Annotated in this window: 13 protein-coding genes, 1 tRNA gene and 1 pseudogene; 5 read left to right on the top strand and 10 right to left on the bottom strand. The window is 49.5% G+C overall.

Annotated elements, in window-relative coordinates:
- Positions 1-41 precede the first annotated feature (41 nt).
- Together glgB and ACTHR7_RS07330 are read right to left on the bottom strand one after the other, a co-directional pair.
- Positions 42-4328 (bottom strand): 1,4-alpha-glucan branching protein GlgB, encoded by a 4287-nt coding sequence (gene glgB / locus ACTHR7_RS07325; RefSeq protein WP_440370587.1) that lies wholly within the window; start codon positions 4326-4328, stop codon positions 42-44.
- Positions 4329-4545: 217 nt separating this feature from the next.
- Positions 4546-5028, bottom strand: coding sequence for an FKBP-type peptidyl-prolyl cis-trans isomerase (locus ACTHR7_RS07330; RefSeq protein ID WP_070461453.1), 483 nt, complete (start codon positions 5026-5028; stop codon positions 4546-4548).
- A 509-nt stretch (positions 5029-5537) separates the two neighbouring features.
- Here ACTHR7_RS07330 and ACTHR7_RS07335 point away from each other — a divergent pair.
- Together ACTHR7_RS07335 and ACTHR7_RS07340 are read left to right on the top strand one after the other, a co-directional pair.
- Positions 5538-5792, top strand: coding sequence for a hypothetical protein (locus ACTHR7_RS07335; RefSeq protein WP_440370588.1), 255 nt, complete (start codon positions 5538-5540; stop codon positions 5790-5792).
- 95 nt (positions 5793-5887) lie between these two features.
- Positions 5888-7261 carry an FAD-binding oxidoreductase gene (locus tag ACTHR7_RS07340; protein WP_440370589.1) on the top strand — a complete coding sequence of 458 codons (1374 nt, stop codon included), beginning with the start codon at positions 5888-5890 and terminating at the stop codon, positions 7259-7261.
- A 55-nt stretch (positions 7262-7316) separates the two neighbouring features.
- On the opposite strand, the gene ACTHR7_RS07345 is transcribed toward ACTHR7_RS07340, so the two are convergent.
- Positions 7317-8147 (bottom strand): symmetrical bis(5'-nucleosyl)-tetraphosphatase, encoded by an 831-nt coding sequence (locus ACTHR7_RS07345; RefSeq protein WP_440370590.1) that lies wholly within the window; start codon positions 8145-8147, stop codon positions 7317-7319.
- Positions 8148-8217: 70 nt separating this feature from the next.
- The gene (locus tag ACTHR7_RS07350) at positions 8218-8607 is read right to left on the bottom strand and encodes a RidA family protein (RefSeq protein WP_036472307.1); all 390 of its coding nucleotides are present in this window, start codon (positions 8605-8607) and stop codon (positions 8218-8220) included.
- A 170-nt stretch (positions 8608-8777) separates the two neighbouring features.
- Here ACTHR7_RS07350 and yaaA point away from each other — a divergent pair, with 170 nt between their 5' ends.
- Positions 8778-9557, top strand: a complete 780-nt coding sequence (yaaA, locus tag ACTHR7_RS07355) for a peroxide stress protein YaaA (protein ID WP_440370591.1) — start codon at positions 8778-8780, stop codon at positions 9555-9557.
- Positions 9558-9636: 79 nt separating this feature from the next.
- Positions 9637-9727, top strand: a tRNA-Ser gene (locus ACTHR7_RS07360).
- A gap of 243 nt (positions 9728-9970) precedes the next feature.
- Here the strand turns inward: ACTHR7_RS07360 and ACTHR7_RS07365 are convergent.
- Positions 9971-10181: pseudogene (locus ACTHR7_RS07365) on the bottom strand (IS30 family transposase); the annotation flags it as partial.
- A gap of 192 nt (positions 10182-10373) precedes the next feature.
- On the opposite strand from ACTHR7_RS07365, the gene ACTHR7_RS07370 reads away from it, so the two are divergent.
- Positions 10374-11651, top strand: a complete 1278-nt coding sequence (locus ACTHR7_RS07370) for an O-acetylhomoserine aminocarboxypropyltransferase/cysteine synthase family protein (RefSeq protein ID WP_440370592.1) — start codon at positions 10374-10376, stop codon at positions 11649-11651.
- 81 nt (positions 11652-11732) lie between these two features.
- Here ACTHR7_RS07370 and ACTHR7_RS07375 read toward each other — a convergent pair whose 3' ends face one another.
- From ACTHR7_RS07375 to ACTHR7_RS07395, 5 genes are all read right to left on the bottom strand, one after another.
- Entirely contained in the window at positions 11733-13337 is a 1605-nt protein-coding gene (locus ACTHR7_RS07375) for an ABC transporter ATP-binding protein (RefSeq protein WP_283121038.1), read from the bottom strand.
- A gap of 24 nt (positions 13338-13361) precedes the next feature.
- Positions 13362-14270 (bottom strand): oligopeptide ABC transporter permease OppC, encoded by a 909-nt coding sequence (gene oppC, locus ACTHR7_RS07380; protein WP_003683112.1) that lies wholly within the window; start codon positions 14268-14270, stop codon positions 13362-13364.
- A 72-nt stretch (positions 14271-14342) separates the two neighbouring features.
- Positions 14343-15263 carry an oligopeptide ABC transporter permease OppB gene (gene oppB, locus ACTHR7_RS07385; protein ID WP_036472303.1) on the bottom strand — a complete coding sequence of 307 codons (921 nt, stop codon included), beginning with the start codon at positions 15261-15263 and terminating at the stop codon, positions 14343-14345.
- Positions 15264-15494: 231 nt separating this feature from the next.
- Complete coding sequence (locus tag ACTHR7_RS07390) at positions 15495-17291, bottom strand: aminopeptidase P family protein (protein ID WP_440370593.1); 1797 nt, start codon at positions 17289-17291, stop codon at positions 15495-15497.
- A 75-nt stretch (positions 17292-17366) separates the two neighbouring features.
- Complete coding sequence (locus ACTHR7_RS07395; protein WP_440370594.1) at positions 17367-18986, bottom strand: ABC transporter substrate-binding protein; 1620 nt, start codon at positions 18984-18986, stop codon at positions 17367-17369.
- Between the last annotated feature and the right edge of the window lie 285 nt (positions 18987-19271).

Consider the following 19271-nt stretch of genomic DNA (forward strand, 5'->3'; position numbering starts at 1 on the left):
CAGCTGATTGGGCAGGCATGATGCCCACCCTCAAAGTTGATTTACGCTTCTTCTTTGACTGCCGCCTGATACAGGTAAACGGTTGCCAACGGCGGTACGGTAACAGACAGGGAATTTGGTTTGCCATGCGACCAAACTTCATCTGTCTCCACCGTTGCACCGGCAGAAACGCCGCTGCCTTTGTAATGCAGGTCGTCTGAGTTGAGGATTTCGCGGTATTCGCCGACAGAATTCACACCAAAGCGGTAGCCTTCGCGTACAACAGGCGTGAAGTTGCTGATGACGATAACACGGTTGCCTTCGCGGTCGCGGCGCTCGAAGACGAATACGGAATTGTCGCCGTCATCAGCAACCAGCCACTCAAAGCCTTCAGGCCATTGGTCTAATTGATAAAGCGGCGCAGTGTCTTTATAGACATGGTTCAACTCGCGCACAAAGTCTTGTACGCCTTTGTGCCAGCCGCCTTCTTGCTCCAGCAAGAACCAATCCAGTCCTTCGTTGTAGTTCCACTCGCGGCCTTGTGCAAACTCGCTGCCCATAAACAAGAGTTTTTTGCCGGGGAAGCCGTACATAAAGCCGTAGTAGGCGCGCAGGTTGGCAAATTGTTGCCAGCAGTCGCCGGGCATACGTCCGAGCAGCGAACGTTTGCCGTGCACGACTTCATCGTGTGAAAGCGGCAGGACAAAGTTTTCGCTGTACTGGTACATCATGCCGAAAGTCATTTTGTTGTGGTGATATTTGCGGTTGATAGGGTCTTCCATCATGTAACGCAAAGTATCGTTCATCCAGCCCATATTCCATTTGAAGCTGAAGTTCAAACCTTCTTGGCGAGTCACATTGGCGAATGAAGTAGATTCTTCGGCAATTTCAGTCGCAGCCGGAACTTCCTCTTTCAACATGGTGTTGGTATCACGTAGGAAAGCGATGGCTTCGAGGTTTTCATGGCCACCGTATTGGTTCGGAATCCACTCGCCGTCTTTGCGCGAATAGTTGCGGTAAATCATCGAAGCCACCGCGTCAACGCGGATACCGTCAAAGCCGAAACGCTCTATCCAATACAAAGCATTGCCTTGCAGGAAGTTTTTCACTTCGTTTCTGCCGAAGTTATAAATCAGGGTGTTCCAGTCTTGGTGGTAGCCTTCGCGCGGATCGGCGTGTTCGTACAGCGCGGTGCCGTCGAATTTGGCCAGGCCGTGATCATCAGTTGGGAAATGGCCGACCACCCAGTCGAGGATAACGCTGATACCCTCGTCGTGCGCAGCTTTAATCAATGCGCGCAATTCTTCCGGCGAACCGAAACGGCTGGTCGGCGCATACAAACCGGTTGCCTGATAGCCCCATGAGCCGTCAAACGGATATTCGGAAACAGGCAGAAATTCGATATGGGTGAAGCCCATGTCTTTGACGTATGCGACCAATTCTTTGGCGAGCTGTTCGTAAGTCAGCCAGAAATTGTTTTCCGGATTGCGCTTCCACGAACCCAAATGTACTTCATAAATGCTGATCGGCGCATCAATAGCGTTGGCACGGGCGCGGAAGGCCGGTTCTTCCACTTCGTCAGGCAAACCGCGCACGATAGATGCCGTGGTCGGGCGCAATTCCGCACCGAAAGCATACGGGTCGGCTTTTTCGCGCACATTACCGTTGGCATCGCGGATTTCAAATTTGTATAGGGCGTTGAGTTTGACGGCAGGGATGAAGATGTCCCAAATGCCGTTGTCGCGGTGGAAACGCATCACATGGCGGCGGCCGTCCCAGTTGTTGAATTCGCCGATAACGGAAACGCGTTGCGCATTTGGCGCCCAGACGGCAAAACGTACACCCTTCACGCCGTCCAACTCGGCAAAATGCGCGCCTAAAGTCTCATAAGGACGCAGGTGTTTGCCTTCGGCCAACAGCCAGGAATCCATGTCTTGCAACGCAGAGCTGAAATGATAAGGGTCTTCTTCAATCACTGGCTCGGTGTCTTCGGTGTAACGGATACGCAAAGCATAATCGGGCGCATCATCGGGCAAGACGGCCACAAAGAAACCGCGTTCATCAATTTTTTCAGACGGCACGATGAGTTCGCCGTTGCGGCGGTTCACGATATCCACGCTTACTGCGCTGGGAATCAAAACGCGTACTACTTCATCGCCCTCTGCAAGGCGGTGTCGTCCCAGATAAGCGAACACATCGCTATGGGTGGCAAGAAACAGGCTTTCGACCGTATCGCGCTCGATTTGGTCAAGTTCATGATAAGTCTTGATTTGGCTGTTTGTTTTCATGCGTACCTCGTCAATAATGGCAAGTTGGCCGCCCATGAGGCGGTGTTGTAGGAAATCTTCCAAAGAAACCGGCATTTTTTGCGCCCAGTTCGGATAGCCTTCGGTTACACCCGGGACATTCAAATTGTCAATGACGCCCAGCAGGTTTTCCAATTGTACGGCGTAAAGTTTGCTGCGGCTCAATGCACCGTATTTGTGCAAAGCCGCCAGCAAAGTTTCATCGGCTTTTGCCGGCATTTGTACGTCTGCACCCAGACAGCCGGCATATTTCAATTTGTCCAGCAAATCGGCTTTATCGTGTTCACGCTCGTCCAAGGCCGTCTGAAAAGCGGCTGCATCAGGCAAAGTACCGAGTTTGAACATCGTATCCAAATCTTTACCTGTCCAATAACCTGCCAAGGGCGCGACATCGTGGGTACTGATGACCGTAATCGCCTGCTCGGGGTATTCTTCAGGTAATTGAAAACCGTTCCAGCCCTTGCTGAAATACATCACTTTGTAGGAAAACACTTGATAACGGTTGAGCAGATAACGCGCTTGATCGGGTACCGTCCCCAAGTCCTCGCCGATGATGACGCAACGGTTGCGCCGGCTTTCCAAAGCCAATATGGCAAAAGTCACTTCGGCGTCGTAATGCACATATGCGCCGAAATCCGCTGTTTTATCGTTTAAAACCCACCACAAACGACACAATGCCATCACATGGTCAATCCGCAACACGCTATACAAGCGCATGTTTTCGCGCAACAGATGAGCAAACTTTTCATAGCCCGTATGTTTCAACATCGACGGATTAAGCGGCGGCAAATTCCAATTCTGCCCGGTCGGCCCCAAAGGATCGGGCGGCGCACCGACCGATACGTTCATACAATAATCTTGGCGGTTTAACCAAGTATCCGCACTGCCGCGCGCCACGCCGACCGCCAAATCGCCGTAAATACCGAGTTTGACACCGTATTCGGCAGCGGCTTGGTTGACTTCTTGCAATTGCTCCGCGCAAAGCCATTGCAGCCACATATAAAAACGGATTTCTCGCTCATGACTGCGCGCGAATTTTTCTACTGCTTCGCCATCAGGTTGATGAAATTCAGACGGCCATGACTGCCAACCCACTTGTCCGGGACGGCTGTAATACTGGTCCAAAGCCTCAAACAAACCAAAGCCCTGCAAAGCCTTGCCTTTTTCTAATACAAATGCTTCAAATGCAGCGCGTTCATTTGCCGCAGCCTCGCAAGTATCTTGTTCAAACGCGTTAAACGCCATGTGCAGCGCATCACGCTTGCATACCCAAACCGCCGTATAAGTCACCGTTTCCGTAACACGCAAAGCGGCAATGCGCTGACGGATTTTCGGTTGTGCCAGCCAGTTTTTCAGTTGCTCGTTATAAGTAAACGCACCGACTTTTTCGATATCCAAATAAATGGGATTGAGCCATTCGCGCGAAGAAGGGCTATACGGGCTGGCAAAGGCAGGTTTGCTGGTAAACAAGGCATGCAAAGGATTGATACCGACAAAATCCAGCTTTTTCTCTGCTGCATATTTCATCAGGTTCAGCAAATCGGTAAAGTCGCCTATGCCCCAGTTGCGCTCGGAACGTAGGCTGTACAAATGCATGGTCAAACCATTCATCCGACCGCCATTGGCAAGCAGTTTAGGCTGATAAACCGATTCAGGCGCAACAATCAGGCGCACAAGGCGACATTTGCCGCCGGTCTCGGCCGACAAGGTGTAATAACCGCAAGCCAGTTGGGGCAGCTTAATCCAAAGCGTATCGTTGTCGCCCGGATATAAAGTCAAGTTCTGGCACTCATCCGCCTCATCAATTAATACGACCGCTTCCGCACCATGAAATTCAGACGGCATCTGTAAAGATTCTTCACCGTTTTCATGCGCGACCATCGTATTCAGATAAAGGCCGTCTGAATCCGGTTTGCTTTTGTCCAAAACAGCAACAATCGATTCCAAAACCTCAGGTTTGGTCGCATGATATGTACCGTTGATGTCGTGGTAGCCTAAATCAATACCGGCCTCTAGAGCCTGCTGCTCCAATGTCTCACTCATTGCATTCTGCCTGTTTTACCAATATCTGAATCTTAATACAGATTCTGCCGCACCGTGATATGTAATTCATTGTAGTATCAAACAAACCCCATATTTCCCCGCTTGATTTGACCTGCGCCAAAATTTCCTATTTATCTGTCTTGTAAAAACTTAAAGGCCGTCTGAAAAGGAGGATTTCATTCCTTTTCAAACGGCCTTTATCATGCTTCAAACCTGATTAGTGGTGGTGGTGACCATGCGGGCCATGTACGTGACCGTGGGCAATTTCTTCCTCAGTTGCATCGCGCACACCTTCAACAGTCGCTTTGAACAATACTTTCATACCGGCCAAAGGATGGTTGCCGTCTACTACGGCTTTACCGTCGGCAACATCGGTTACACGATAAATCAATACATCGCCTGTTTCCGGATCATCGGCTTCAAACATCATGCCGACTTCGACTTCAACAGGGAATACACTTACATCTTCAATGCGTACCAGCTCAGGATCTTGTTCGCCGAAAGCATCCTCAGGGGACAAAGCCACTTCAACGGTATCGCCTACATTTTTGCCGTGCAACGCTTCTTCCACTAAAGGGAAAATACCGTCATAACCGCCATGCAGGTAAGCAATCGGCTCTTCGGTTTTGTCCAACAGTTGGTTGTTTGCATCGTACATTTCATAATGCAGGGAAACTACGGAATTTTTAACAATAGACATCATGTCATCCTTAATCAATATTTAAAAGTCAAGTTCAGGCTATTCTATCACAGCTGTAACTAAACAATCGGTTTACCTTAAACAAATACTTTTGGTGAACACAACAAAACCGAAAAAGTCCATATAAAAAACAAAATTGAATGATTCCAATCCATAAAAGTTGCTTTTTCACAACACAAAGTTGCTAAATTACAAAAAAATCCCAAAACGCAAAAACATTCCAAACCCTTAAATCCAACAACAGTTAAAAATAATCAAGCTATTGAATACAAATGATTTTTAAAATTTTCATTAATTATGAATATTTTTAGATTATTTTTTACCTACTCCCCTGATTTACATTATTTTCGCTAATTTTGTATTGATTTTAGTATGTAAACGGTTAAGCAACGTTGCATTGACCAATCCCGTGGGGCATAATAACGAAAAATTCAGCAATGAATTTCTACTGTACAGGCCGTTTGACGGCTATTTTTAGTTTAAATCGATTTAAAAAAAGGTCCTCAAAAATGAAAAAATCTCTGTTCGCTGCTGCTTTGTTGTCTTTAGCTTTGGCCGCTTGTGGCGGTGCTGATAAAGCTGCTGAAACTGCTGCTTCTGCCGCATCTGCTGCTTCTGAAGCCGCTGCTTCTGCTACTGAAGCTACCGAAGCTGCTGCTACTGAAGCTGCTGCATCTGCTACCGAAGCCGCTGCTTCTGCTACTGAAGCTGCTGCATCTGCTGCTGAAGCCGCTGCTTCTGCCGCTTCTGAAGTTGCTAAATAATATTCTTTTGAATATAAGAAAAGCAGGATACCATTGCGTATCCTGCTTTTTTACATTCTTCATACTCCCCTTTCCAACTTGTCCGCCTGACTGCCATGCACCTTCACGACCGTTTTGCTGAGTTTCTTTCCGCCTCTGAAATCATCGAAGCCACTCCGGCCTTGTTAAACGACCAACGCCGCCGCTTTGTTTCTTCACCGGATATTGTCTTACAGCCGAACTCTGTCGAAAGCGTGCAAAAAATCATGCGTTTCTGTTTTGAAAACCGCATCCGCGTCACCCCGCAAGGCGGCAATACCGGATTATGCGGCGCAACGGTAACCACCGAAGGCGTACTGCTCAACCTCTCCAAGCTAAACCGCATCCGCGATATCAACCTTGCCGACAACAGCATGACGGTTGAAGCTGGCGTGATTTTGCAAAATGCTCAAAAGGCGGCAGCCGAAGCCGGACGACTGTTTCCGCTCAGCCTTGCCAGCGAAGGCTCTTGCCAAATCGGCGGCAATATCGCCTGTAATGCCGGCGGTTTGAATGTCTTGCGTTACGGCAGTATGCGTGATTTGGTATTGGGTTTGGAAGTCGTTTTACCAAACGGCGAACTGGTTTCCCACCTTCAGCCCCTGCACAAAAACACGACCGGCTACGATTTGCGCCATCTTTTTATCGGTAGCGAAGGAACATTGGGCATCATTACCGCCGCCACACTCAAACTCTTTGCTCAGCCCAAAACCAAAGCGACAGCATGGGTAGGTTTAGACGATATTGAATCCGCCGTCTCGCTTTTGACTGCGGTACAAGGCCATTTTGCCGAGCGCTTGACCAGCTTCGAGCTGATCAGCCACTTTGCCCTCGATTTATCTTCGGAATTCAGCCAACTCAAAAAGCCTGCCGATGCGCAATGGCATATTTTGATTGAACTTGCAGATTCCGTTCCCGATGCCGGACTGGATGAAAAACTTGCCGAATTTCTCTATCAAAACGGATGGGAAAACAGCATCTTAGCGCAATCCGAGCAAGAGCGCTCCGACTTATGGACCTTGCGTGAAAATATTTCCGCTTCCCAACGCAAACTCGGCACCAGCATCAAACACGACATCGCCGTCCCTATCGCCCAAGTGGCCGCCTTTGTCCGCCAATGCGCCCCTGCCTTGGAAACCCACTTTCCCGGCATACAGATTGTCTGCTTCGGACATTTAGGCGACGGCAGCCTGCATTACAATACATTCCTGCCCAACGTATTGAGCAACGAAGCCTACCAATACGAAGACGCCGTCAATACCATTGTTTATGAAAACATCCTTGCCTGCCACGGCACGATTGCCGCCGAACACGGCGTAGGCATCATCAAAAAACATTGGCTGCCCCGTGTGCGTACGCAGGCCGAACTCATGCTGATGCATGCCATCAAAAATCAGCTTGACCCTTATGGCATTATGAATCCGGACAAACTCCTGCCTTCTTTGGATTAAGCAATACAAAAAGGCCGTCTGAAACATTTCAGACGGCCTTTTTATCTTATCCACACTATTTCAATGCCGTTTTCCAATCCAATCCGCCCAAGGACGGTACCTGTATCACTTCATTGGTATCCAAATTGATCGCCGTCAGCTCTCCGCCCCACAACGCGCCGGTATCCAAAGCAATAACCTGATCGGTATTAACGTAGCCCAATGACGACCAATGTCCGAACACGGTAATATAATCCAAATTCTGCCTATCGGGCGCTTTAAACCAAGGGCGCAGGTAAAGCGGCATTTTTTTCAGAGTGGATTTATATTCGTAATCCAATTCGCCTTTGTATGTCAGCGCCCGCATACGGGTAAAGACGTTGATAATCATGCGTAGGCGCTCATAGCCTGTCAAATCATCCGTCCACTCGGTCGGCTTGTTGCCGTACATTTTGCCAAAAAATTTCCTGTACTTTTTACCTTGCAATTCATCCTCAGCTTCACGGGCAAGGCTTTCAGCTTTATCAACCGACCATTGCGGCAAAATACCGGCATGCACCATCACATGTCTGTCGCCGCGCACCAAAAGCGGTTGATGACGCAGCCAGTCAAGCATGGCATAACTATCGGGATGGGTCAAAATCGGCTCAACCGTATCACTGCGCTTGAGCGTTCCTTCACCGCAACCAACTGCCAAAAGATGTAAATCATGATTGCCCAAAACCATTTGCACGCTGTTGTCATGCTCTTTGGCAAATTTCAGGGTTTCCAAGGACTTCGGGCCGCGATTGACAATATCGCCGACCAGCCAAAGGGTGTCCGTACCATGATTAAAGCCGATTTTGGCAAGCAACAAAGTCAGCTCGTCAAAACAGCCTTGAATGTCTCCGATTGCGTAATGTGCCATTATTATTGTTTTCCGTTGTTATTCTTTTCAGACGGCCTCAAGCCCAGCCCAGGCCGTCTGAAAACATCATTTATGCATTTAAAACCAATACTGCTTCTGCTTCAACCTGAACGCCTTTAGGCAGGCTGGCCACGCCAACTGCCGCGCGCGCAGGGAAAGGTTGTTCGATAAATTCAGCCATCACTTCATTGAATACGGCAAAGTTGGCCAAATCAGTCAAATAAGCATTGAGTTTGACGATATCGTTCAAAGAACCGCCGGCCGCTTCGGCTACGGCTTGCAGGTTTTTAAATACTTGCACTGCTTCGGCGCGAAAGTCACCATCGCCGACCACAGTCATCGTAGCCGGATCCAAAGGAATCTGACCGCTCATATAAACCGTATCGCCTGCGCGGACTGCTTGGCTGTATGCGCCAATCGCGGCAGGGGCTTTGTCGGTATGGATAATGGTTTTAGACATGATATTCTCCTCAAATAGAAATGTCAGAATCAGGTGGAAGCTTCGAATTTTACTTTCAACAGAAATACGTTTCAATAAAAGCATTCAATTAATGCGTTTAGCCCGTCTTGTTCTTCCTCGATTTTAAACCTACAATCCCACACATTATTCATTTCAAAGCCGAAATTATCATGTTTTTTGTCTTATCCCCAGCCAAAAACCTCAACGAAAAAGACCCTTCCCCCGTCAGCAGCTTTACCCTGCCCGACCTTCTGCCCGAAGCAGAAATCCTGATGCAGGAGTTGCGCCAGCTTGCCCCTCAACAAATCGCCGAGCTGATGCATGTTTCCGACAAAATCGCCCTGCTCAATGCCGAACGCAATGCCGTATGGCACACGCCGTTTACGCCTGAAAATGCCAAACAGGCCGTATTTATGTTCAACGGCGACGTCTATGAAGGCATCGCCGCCGATACGCTCAAGCCGGAGCAAATCGACTATCTGCAACAACACGTCCGCCTACTTTCCGGCCTATACGGCGTACTGCGCCCACTCGACTTGATGCAGCCCTACCGCTTGGAAATGGGTACTGCCTTTGCCAACTCACGCGGCAAAAACCTCTACGAATTTTGGGGCGATAAAATTACCGACCTGCTCAACCAAACGCTGAAGCAGGCCGACAGCGACGTTTTAATCAACCTCGCCTCACAAGAATATTTTAAATCCGTCAACACCAAAAAACTCAACGCACGCCTGATTACGCCGATTTTTAAAGACGAGAAAAACGGCAAATACAAAATCATCAGCTTCTACGCCAAACGTGCGCGCGGTTTGATGGTGCGCTACGCGGCAGAACACGGCATTACTGATCCTGAAATGCTCAAAAATTTCGACTACGAGGGCTATTCATTCAATGAAGCAGCTTCAAACGAAGCCGAATGGGTATTCATGCGTGAAGAACAATCTAAATAAAAACAGAATCCTAGATATTTTTTCTAAAATACCTCTTGGCAAAGGCCGTAAGTTCCATTAATATTACGGCTTCAAGAATGGAAGCGTGGCAGAGCGGTTTAATGCAACGGTCTTGAAAACCGTCGAGGGTTGATAGCCCTCCGTGAGTTCGAATCTCACCGCTTCCGCCATTCTTGATATTTTTTTATCTAGTGAAGATGAAATGCGAGACTTGATGATTCAAGTCTTTTTTATTTTCAAATCCAAAGAATCCCGCAAAGGCCGTCTGAAACTTTTTATAACGCAGTTTCAGACGGCCTAATACCTTTGAAATCCCCCAAATCCCTAAAGTCCTACCCAGACATTTAGGGATTTGGGGGAATTTTGCATAGGTATTCTCTTTTCTGATCTTTACCCTCAATGGTATCAGCCTACCCATCGCCAATGCAGAATTTTTGCTCGACCATGTGGGGCGTTTTCCATGCCGACGCGATCGTGCATTTTGCCTCAGGTCCGTGTACCGCCGTATCGTTTGCAGTAGGATTTGCTGCATATTCTGAGATGTTGCCACAGAGTGTCGCCGTTGCTTTTATCTTGGAGGAGGTTGCGGTAAACGGTAGCGTGATGGGGTGTCATTCGATGATGGTGTGGTGGCCGGACAGGTCTTGAATGTGGTATCGTTCTTCTTGGGTCAGTTGTGTGTCGCTCATGGTAATCTTTCTTGTAGGAAAGGCCGTATGCTGCATACCGAACTTTTCCGTTATGGAAAGTTTGCCCTTCAAATCCGAATCTGCTGGCCTCTATTTATCATTATTTCGTCGCTACAAGGATATTTAAATGAAACGGGAAACCATTGCCCTGCATGCAGGCTATCAATCCGAACCGACTACCAAATCCGCTGCTGTCCCCATTTACCAAACCACTTCCTACACTTTCGACAACACGCAACACGGCGCAGACTTGTTCAACCTTGATGTAGCGGGCAATATCTACACCCGTATGATGAATCCGACCACTGCCGTTTTGGAAGAACGCGTTGCCCGTTTGGAAGGCGGTATCGCCGCATTGGCTGTCGCCAGCGGTATGGCTGCAATTACCTATGCCGTTCAAACTTTGGTTGAAGCAGGCGACAACATCATTGCAACCAAAACCCTCTACGGCGGCACATACAATTTCTTTGCCCACAGCCTGCCGCGCCAAGGTATAGAAGTACGCTTTATCGATCCGGCCAAGCCCGAAGAAATCGCCGCCAATACCGACAGCCGCACCAAACTGGTGTATTGCGAATCTATCGGTAATCCCGCCATCAATGTCGTCGATATTCCAGCATTTGCCCAAGCCGCGCACGCACAAGGGCTGCCACTGATGGTGGACAACACCGTCGCCACGCCCACGCTGTTCCGCCCGATCGAGCACGGCGCCGACATCGTTATCCAATCCCTGACCAAATACATCGGCGGCCACGGCACAACGATTGGCGGTGCCATTATCGACAGTGGCAAATTCCAATGGGCAGGCAATCCGCGTTTTGAAAAAACCTTCAATCAGCCTGATCCGTCTTACCACGGCGTAAACTACTGCGAACATTTTGGTGCGGCGGCCTATATCGCCCGCGCCCGCGTCGTCCCATTACGTAATACCGGTGCCGCCCTGTCTCCGCACAGCGCGTTTTTACTGCTTCAAGGTTTGGAAACCCTTGCCCTGCGTATGGAACGTCATTGCGAAAACGCCCTAAAAGTAGCCGAATACTTAAATAAACATCCGCAGGTCGAATGGGTAAACTATCCTGCCCTGCCCGACAGTCCGTATAAAGCCTTGATTGACCGCGACTACGGCGGAAAAGCCTCAGGTTTGTTGAGTTTTGGTATTAAAGGCGGTCGTGAAGCCGGCGCGAAGTTTATTGATGCACTGCAACTCTTCCTGCGCTTGGTGAATATCGGCGATGCCAAATCGCTGGCTACCCATCCTGCCACAACGACCCACCGTCAGCTTGACGATGCAGAACTCGCCGCAGCAGGCGTCAGCCCCGACATGGTACGCCTGAGCGTGGGTATCGAGCATATCGACGATTTGCTTGCTGACTTGGCACAGGCATTGGATGCCGCCAAAGTATAGGCAATAGCGCTAATTAGATGAAAAAAGCCTCCGCTTAAAAAGGCCGTCTGAAAATTTCTTTTCAGACGGCCTTTTCCTTTTCTACAAATCAAATGCAGCGTTAATCAAACGTTTGGTGTAATCGTTTTGCGGATGGTGGAAAATCTGATCCGCGCTGCCGTACTCAACCATTTCGCCCTGCTTCATCACAATCACATTATCGCTGACAGCGCGTACGACAGACAAATCATGACTGATGAACATATAAGTCAGACCGTATTTCTTCTGCAAATCGCGCAAAAGTTCGACCACTTTGGATTGTACGGAGCGGTCAAGTGCAGAGGTCGGCTCGTCCAAAAGGATGAATTTCGGGCGCAGGATAACGGCGCGTGCAATAGCGATACGCTGACGCTGGCCGCCGGAGAATTCATGCGGATAACGGTTGAGCGCGTCAAGCGGCAGGGACACTTCCTTCATGACTTCCAAAACGCGTTGGATACGTTCTTTTTTGGTCATTTCAGGATGATGAACCGTCAAACCTTCGCCAATAATCTCACCAACGGTCAGGCGTGGGGAAAGCGAACCGAACGGATCTTGGAACACAATTTGCCGTTGCGATTTCAGACGGCGTGCTTCTTCGGCGGTATAGTTTTTCAGGTCTTTGCCTTCAAAGGAGATATGGCCGGTATAAGGCAGCATCTGCATGACGGCTTTGCCCAGCGTGGATTTGCCGGAACCGGACTCGCCGACAACGCCCAATGTTTCGCCTTCTTTAATTTTGAAGCTGATGCCTTTGACGGCGTCAAAAGTTTTGAGCGGTTTGCCGAAAAAGTTTTGCTTCAATACGAAAGAAACATTGACATTATCGGCATCGATTAACACACCGGCGTTGTTTTCTTCCGGCTCTTTCATGCCTTTTGGAATGGCATTGATGAGTTCGGCAGTATATTCGTGTTTCGGATGGGCAAATACTTCTTTGATTTTGCCACGCTCGACAATTTCACCGTTACGCATGACGCAGACGGTTTTGGAATAGTGTTCCGCCAAACCCAAATCGTGGGTAATGAAGATAATCGCCATGCCCATTTGCTGTTGCAAATCATGGAGCAAATCGAGAATCTCGGCTTGAATGGTCACATCCAAAGCGGTGGTCGGCTCATCGGCAATCAACAGGTCAGGTTCATTAATGAGCGCCATGGCAATCATAATGCGTTGCAGCTGACCGCCGGAAAACTCGTGCGGATATTGTTTCATGCGGCGCTCGGCTTCTTTGATGCCCACACGTTCCAACAATGCCAATGCTTTCTGTCCTGCTTCTTTTTTGCCAAGCTTTTTATTGTGCACACGCGCCGCTTCAATCAGCTGCGCACCGATACGCATAAACGGATTGAGCGAGGTCATCGGCTCTTGGAAAATCACGCTGATGCGGTTGCCGCGCAAATCACGCAAGGTTTTCTCATCGGCATCCAAAATGGAAATACCGTCAAAAGTAATGCGCGAATCTTTGCTGTATCGGGCAAATTTCTCAGGCAGCAGGCGCATAACGGACATGGAGGTTACGGATTTGCCCGAGCCGGATTCGCCGACCAAAGCCAATGTTTCGCCCTCTGCCACTTTAAAGCTGACATTACGCACGGCGTGCACGTTTTTTTCATGCAATTCAAAATTGATGTCCAGATTTTCTACAACCAGTAACTGTTTTGTCATTTTGATTATCCTTTTGGTTGCGGTTTAGCGGTCTTTCGGGTCGAGCGCATCGCGCAGACCGTCGCCGATAAAGTTGAAACAGAACAAAGTGGTTACCAAGAAGAAACTCGGCACGAGCAGCTGCCATGGTGCGGCTTCCATCGAAATCGCGCCTTCTTGCAGCATCGAACCCCAACTGGTCATCGGCTCTTGCACGCCCAAGCCCAAGAAGCTCAAGAAGGATTCAAACATAATCATGCCCGGCACCAGCAAAGAGGCATACACCATCACCACACCCAAAACATTCGGAATAATGTGGCGCGTTACGATTTTACGTTTTGCCACGCCGCTCACACGCGCTGCTTCGACAAACTCTTTATGCTTCAAGCTCAAGGTTTGACCGCGCACGATACGCGCCACGTCCAGCCAAGACACCAAACCCACGGCGGCAAAAATCAAAAGCAGGTTGCGGCCGAAGAATGTGGTCAGCAGAATCACGAAAAACATAAACGGAAACGCGTTCAATATTTCCAAAAAGCGCATCATCAGCGAATCGAGCTTACCGCCGATAAAACCGGCAATCGCGCCATAAAGCGTACCGATGACAACGGCCACCAATGCGCCGGCCACACCGACCAGCAAGGAAATACGTCCGCCGGTTGCCGCACGCGACAGCAAATCGCGGCCGAGCAAGTCCGTACCCAAATAGTGATGGGTAGAAAAGGACGGCGGAATCTGCATATTGTCCCAGTCGGTGAAGTCGTAGGTGTAGCGGACAATCCATGGCGCCACAATCACAAAAATGCTGATCAGCAACAGGATGATAATGCTGTACACCGCCGCTTTGTTCTGTTTAAAACGCCGCCATGCGTCACTCCACAGGCTTTTGCCGTGTACTTGGGCGTATTCTGCTGCCTCTGCAAGGGCCTGAGTCTGCTTCTTTTTGAATAACATAATGTTCTCTCTCGCTTTTTATTCTTTCTTCAGGCCGTCTGAACGTTTCAGACGGCCTTTGCGCAAATGGGATTAATAACGGATTTTCGGGTCAATAATGGCATACAGAATATCGAGGATGGCGTTGAACAAAATGGTCATGATGCCCACCAAAATCGTCAAACCCAAAATCATGCCGTAGTCGCGGTTGAGCGCGCCGTTAACAAATAATTGTCCGACGCCGGGAATACCGAACACATTTTCAATCACAATAGAGCCGGTGATGATACCGACGAATGCCGGGCCTAAGAAAGAAACAATCGGCAGCATGGCGGGACGCAGCGCATGGCGCAGGATGATGCGGCTCATGGGCAGGCCTTTGGCGCGTGCCGTGCGGATAAAGGGGCTGTTCAATACTTCGATCATCGCGCCGCGCGTAATCCGCGCGATACTGGATACATAACCGATGGACAAAGTAACGACGGGCAAAATCAGATTCATCAGTGCGCCATCGTTCCAGCCGCCCGCAGGCAGCCATTGCAGTCTGACGGCAAACACCAGCACCAATACCGGCGCCATCACAAAGCTGGGGACGACGATACCGGTCATCGCGCCGCTCATCAGCGAATAATCCAGCCAACTGTTTTGTTTTAAGGCGGCGATGATGCCGATAAACATACCGAAGATGGCGGCAATCAAAAAGGCGTAGAAGCCAAGTTCTGCCGATACCGGCAGGGATTGGGCAAGCAACTCATTAACGCTGAAATCTTTATATTTGAACGACGGTCCCAAATCTCCCTGTGCCAACTGCTTGAGGTAGTGGAAATATTGGAGGTACATCGGATCATTAAGGTGGTATTTGGCTTCGATGTTGGCCATGACCGCAGGCGGCAGGTTGCGTTCGCCTGTGAACGGGCTGCCCGGTGCAAGCCGCATCAGGAAAAACGATACGGTAATCAACACCAGCATGGTCGGGATGGAAGCACATATCCGTTTGATGATGAATTTCAACATAATCAGGCTGTCCTGTCTGAACATACCGGACTCGTGAAAACAAGCTGACCTGAAGCGGAAATCGGATGAATGGCAGCAGGCGTCTGAAACGTCGCCGCGCCGGTTTCTCTCTCTATTCCGACCGGGTTATTGTTTTTATTCGGAGTCGGGTAAGGTTTTTTAGTTTTTAGATAATTGTTGTTATAAGGCCGTCTGAAATTTTGTATCCGCCGTTTCAGACGGCCTTTCACGTTAACGCGCCAAAGGTTCGGTGCGTTCAATCAGCCATGCTTTGGCCGCGCCTTCTGTCAAAGGCTCGAGACGGCGGCGCACTTCGGCGTGATATTGGTTCAGCCATTCGATTTCGCTGCCGGTCATCAGTTTGGTATCAATCAGGCGCGTATCGATTGGGCAGAGGGTAACGGTTTCAAAATACAGGAATTTGCCGAACTCGGTTTCCTCAGGGTTTTCAACCGGACGGTTGATTACCAGGCTTTCGATACGGATACCCCACTTACCCGGACGGTAAAGACCCGGCTCGTTGGAAGTCAGCATGCCTGACTGCATCGCGTGATGCGGTTGCGGCACGGCGGCAACGGCAATGCTTTGCGGGCCTTCATGCACATTGAGGAAATAGCCCACGCCATGACCGGTACCGTGACCATAATCGCATTGTGCCTGCCAGAGCGATTTGCGGCAGATGGCATCAATCATCGGGCCTTTGATGTTTTCAGGGAAAATGGTCTCAGCCAGAGAAATATGCGCCTTCAACACCAAAGTGTAATCGCGTTTCATGGCCGCACTCGGATTGCCGACAGGAACCACGCGCGTGATGTCGGTCGTACCGCCCCAGTATTGGCCGCCGGAGTCAATCAGCAGCATACCGTCGCCTTTGATTTTACTGTTGTTTTCTGGTGTCGCACTGTAATGAGGCAAGGCGGCATTGGCATTGTAGCCCGCGATGGTATCGAAACTTGGCGAAATAAAGCCAGGGCGTTGGCTGCGGTGTTTATAGAGCATGCCGTCAATGTCCAGTTCGCTCAATTCGCCGCTGTCTGCCAAGATTTGTTCAAACTCGGCAAAGAAACCGCACAATGCCGCGCCGTCTTCCGCCATGGTATTGCGGATATGGGCGATGTCGGCATCGGATTTAACCGATTTGAAGAATGTGCTTGGGTGGATGGCTTCAATCAAACGGACGTCTTCAGACAGGCGGCGCAAAGTGCCTACAGCAGTTTTGTTCGGATCAATCAGCAATGCGCCCTTAACGCCTGCCAAGTAGTCCGCCGCTTGCGCATAAGGCAACACTTCAAAACCTGCCACTTTCAAGGCTTCGGCAGATTCGGCTTTCAGACGGCCTGCATCGGTAAACAATACGGCTTTGTCTTGGCTGATAAACAAATGGGACAAGAACACGGGGTTGAACGGTACATCATCGCCGCGCAGATTGGTAATCCAAGCGATGTCGTCCAAAGAAGAAACCAAATGCGCATCTGCGCCCTGCTCCTTCATGGCCGCACGGATACGGGCCAGTTTTTCGGCCGCAGTTTCGGAAACATAGTCGTGATGGTGAACGTAGATTTCCGGAGTCGGCAATGCAGGACGGTCGTCCCACACTTCGTCCAACAAGGTTTCAGGATATTCGAGGCGGATGTTTTTGGCGGCAAGTGCCTGTTTCAAACCGCGCTCGCCGCTGAGTGCAAACATATCGGCAGGCGCGCCAACCACTGCGCCCTCGGGCAGATTTTGTGCCAACCACTCGGTATAAGGCGCATCAACGCCCATTTTTTGCAGCTCGATGCCGTTTGGCGCAAGCTGTTGGCCTGCCTGTTCCCAATAGCGGCTATCCGTCCACACGCCTGCTTTATCGGCGGTCACCACCAAAGTGCCGGCCGAACCGGTAAAGCCGGAAAAATCGCGGCGTGCCTGCCAATGCTCGGGCAGGTATTCGGAAAGGTGCGGATCGGCGGAAGGAATGACAAACGCGTCCACGCCATGTTTTTTCATGGCTTCGCGTAAAGCGGACAAACGTTGTTGTACAGATTTCATGTGTTATGTCTCCTGTTGTTTCAGACGGCCTCTGTCATCAAGGCCGTCTGAAAACTTGTGCTGTCTATAATCAATCTATTTTTTCGGTGCGAACGACCAGTTCTTGACTGTGTAGTTCCGTAAAGGGTCTTTGTCGGAATAGCCGATAATATCGGGTTTGACCATACGCACTTCAACCTGATGATACAACGGAATCAGTGCAGCGTCTTCTTGAAGCTGCTTCTCCGCATCGGCATAGAGCTGGCTGCGCGCTTCCTTGCTGACACCATCTTTCAGCGTATTGTTCATAAATGTATCAAACGCCGCGCTTTTGTAGCGGAATGCATTGTTTGAGTTGTTAGATTTCAAGATATTGAGCATACCCGCCGCATCATTGAAATCGGAACACCAGCCGCTGAACGAAACCTTGAAATTGCCTTGCGCGCGCGTATCCAAATAAGTTTTCCATTCCTCGTTAGACAAAGTCGGACGGATAAACGGAATGGCAGCTTTCCACACCGACTGCACGGCAGTAATTTGTTTTTTGGATGCTTCGCTGGTGCTGTACAAAATATCGAACTCAAGCGGATGGTCATCGTTGTAGCCTGCTTCGTTCAACAGTTTGCGTGCGGTTTCGATGCGTTTTTCAGGCGTCCACTCTTTCCACTCCGGATAAACAGGAATCACACCCTGCATCTGCGGCGGCGTCAATTGGAACGCAGGCGTATCGCCACGGCCGCCCACTTTGACGACGATGTCGCGGCGCGTCAGCATATTGAGCGCCTTGCGGACACGCGGATCATTAAACGGCGCCGCTTCGTGGTTCGGCTCCAAATACCAGCTGCACAAAGAAGTTGTACGTTTCACTTGTCCCGGAAACTCAATATCCGCCACTTTGACCTGATCGCTGGGAATACCGTAAGTCACATCAATTTCATTGGCGCGATAACGGTTGTACTCGCCGCTACCTGACAAGAAAACCGCCTTCGGAATGGCCACTTTGTCTTTATCGTAATAATTGGGATTGCGTTCCATATTAATGTGGCTGTTGACTTTCCAATCCGTTAGCAGATAAGCGCCACTGGAAACATACTGACCGGGCTGCGTCCACTTATTGCCATATTTTTCAACAGTGGCGCGGTGAACCGGAAATGTGAATTGCTGAATCAGCATATCGGGGAAATAAGGCACGGGCGCAATCAGCGTAAATTGCAGGGTCTTCGCATCCAACGCCTTGACGCCCAATGTCTCAGGCTTGGCTTTGCCGTTTAATATATCTTCCGCATTTTCCACTTGGGCATCGACCAAATAGCTGCCGAAAGGTGCGCCGGTGGCCGGATCGGCAAGACGGCGGAAGCTGTACACGAAATCTTCGGCAGTAATCGGATCGCCATTGCTCCATTTGGCATCACGCAGATGGAAGGTCCAAATACGCTCTCCCTCGCTCTCCCATTTTTCCGCCAAAGCAGGAATGGTTTTGCCTTCGGCATCCGTACCGACCAAACCATCCATCAACTGACGGATAATCGCACCGGCCGCCATATCGCCACTCATCTGAGGATCCAGCGTACCCGGCTCGACGCCGTTGCTGACCACCACGCGCTCATAATCGGTACGTTTAAACTCAGGAGCAGGCTTAACATCGCGGCTGCACGCCGACAATGCGAATACGGCAGCCAATGATGCAGCCAACAGCGGATAGGTTTTTCCGGCCATATTTCATTCCTTCTTTTGGGTATTCTTCTTTTTCAGACGGCCTGATTATTCAAACTACACTCAACTACATTTATTTAGAAGTTTTCCAGCATAGTTAAATCATCTATTTCAAACCATGAAAATAGTGTTTTAAACCACATATTCCATCGAAATAATAATAGCCGTCTAAGATTGTCGGCAAATTAACACAAAAAAACGTAACTGAAAACTATTTTTCAATTTATCCTACGATAAGTTACAAATGTATTGATTTTTTATAATTTGTCAAATAAGATTATCCGAATT

Origin of the sequence: Neisseria sp. P0007.S010 (assembly GCF_051962875.1) — a bacterium.
GTDB lineage: Bacteria > Pseudomonadota > Gammaproteobacteria > Burkholderiales > Neisseriaceae > Neisseria > Neisseria subflava_A.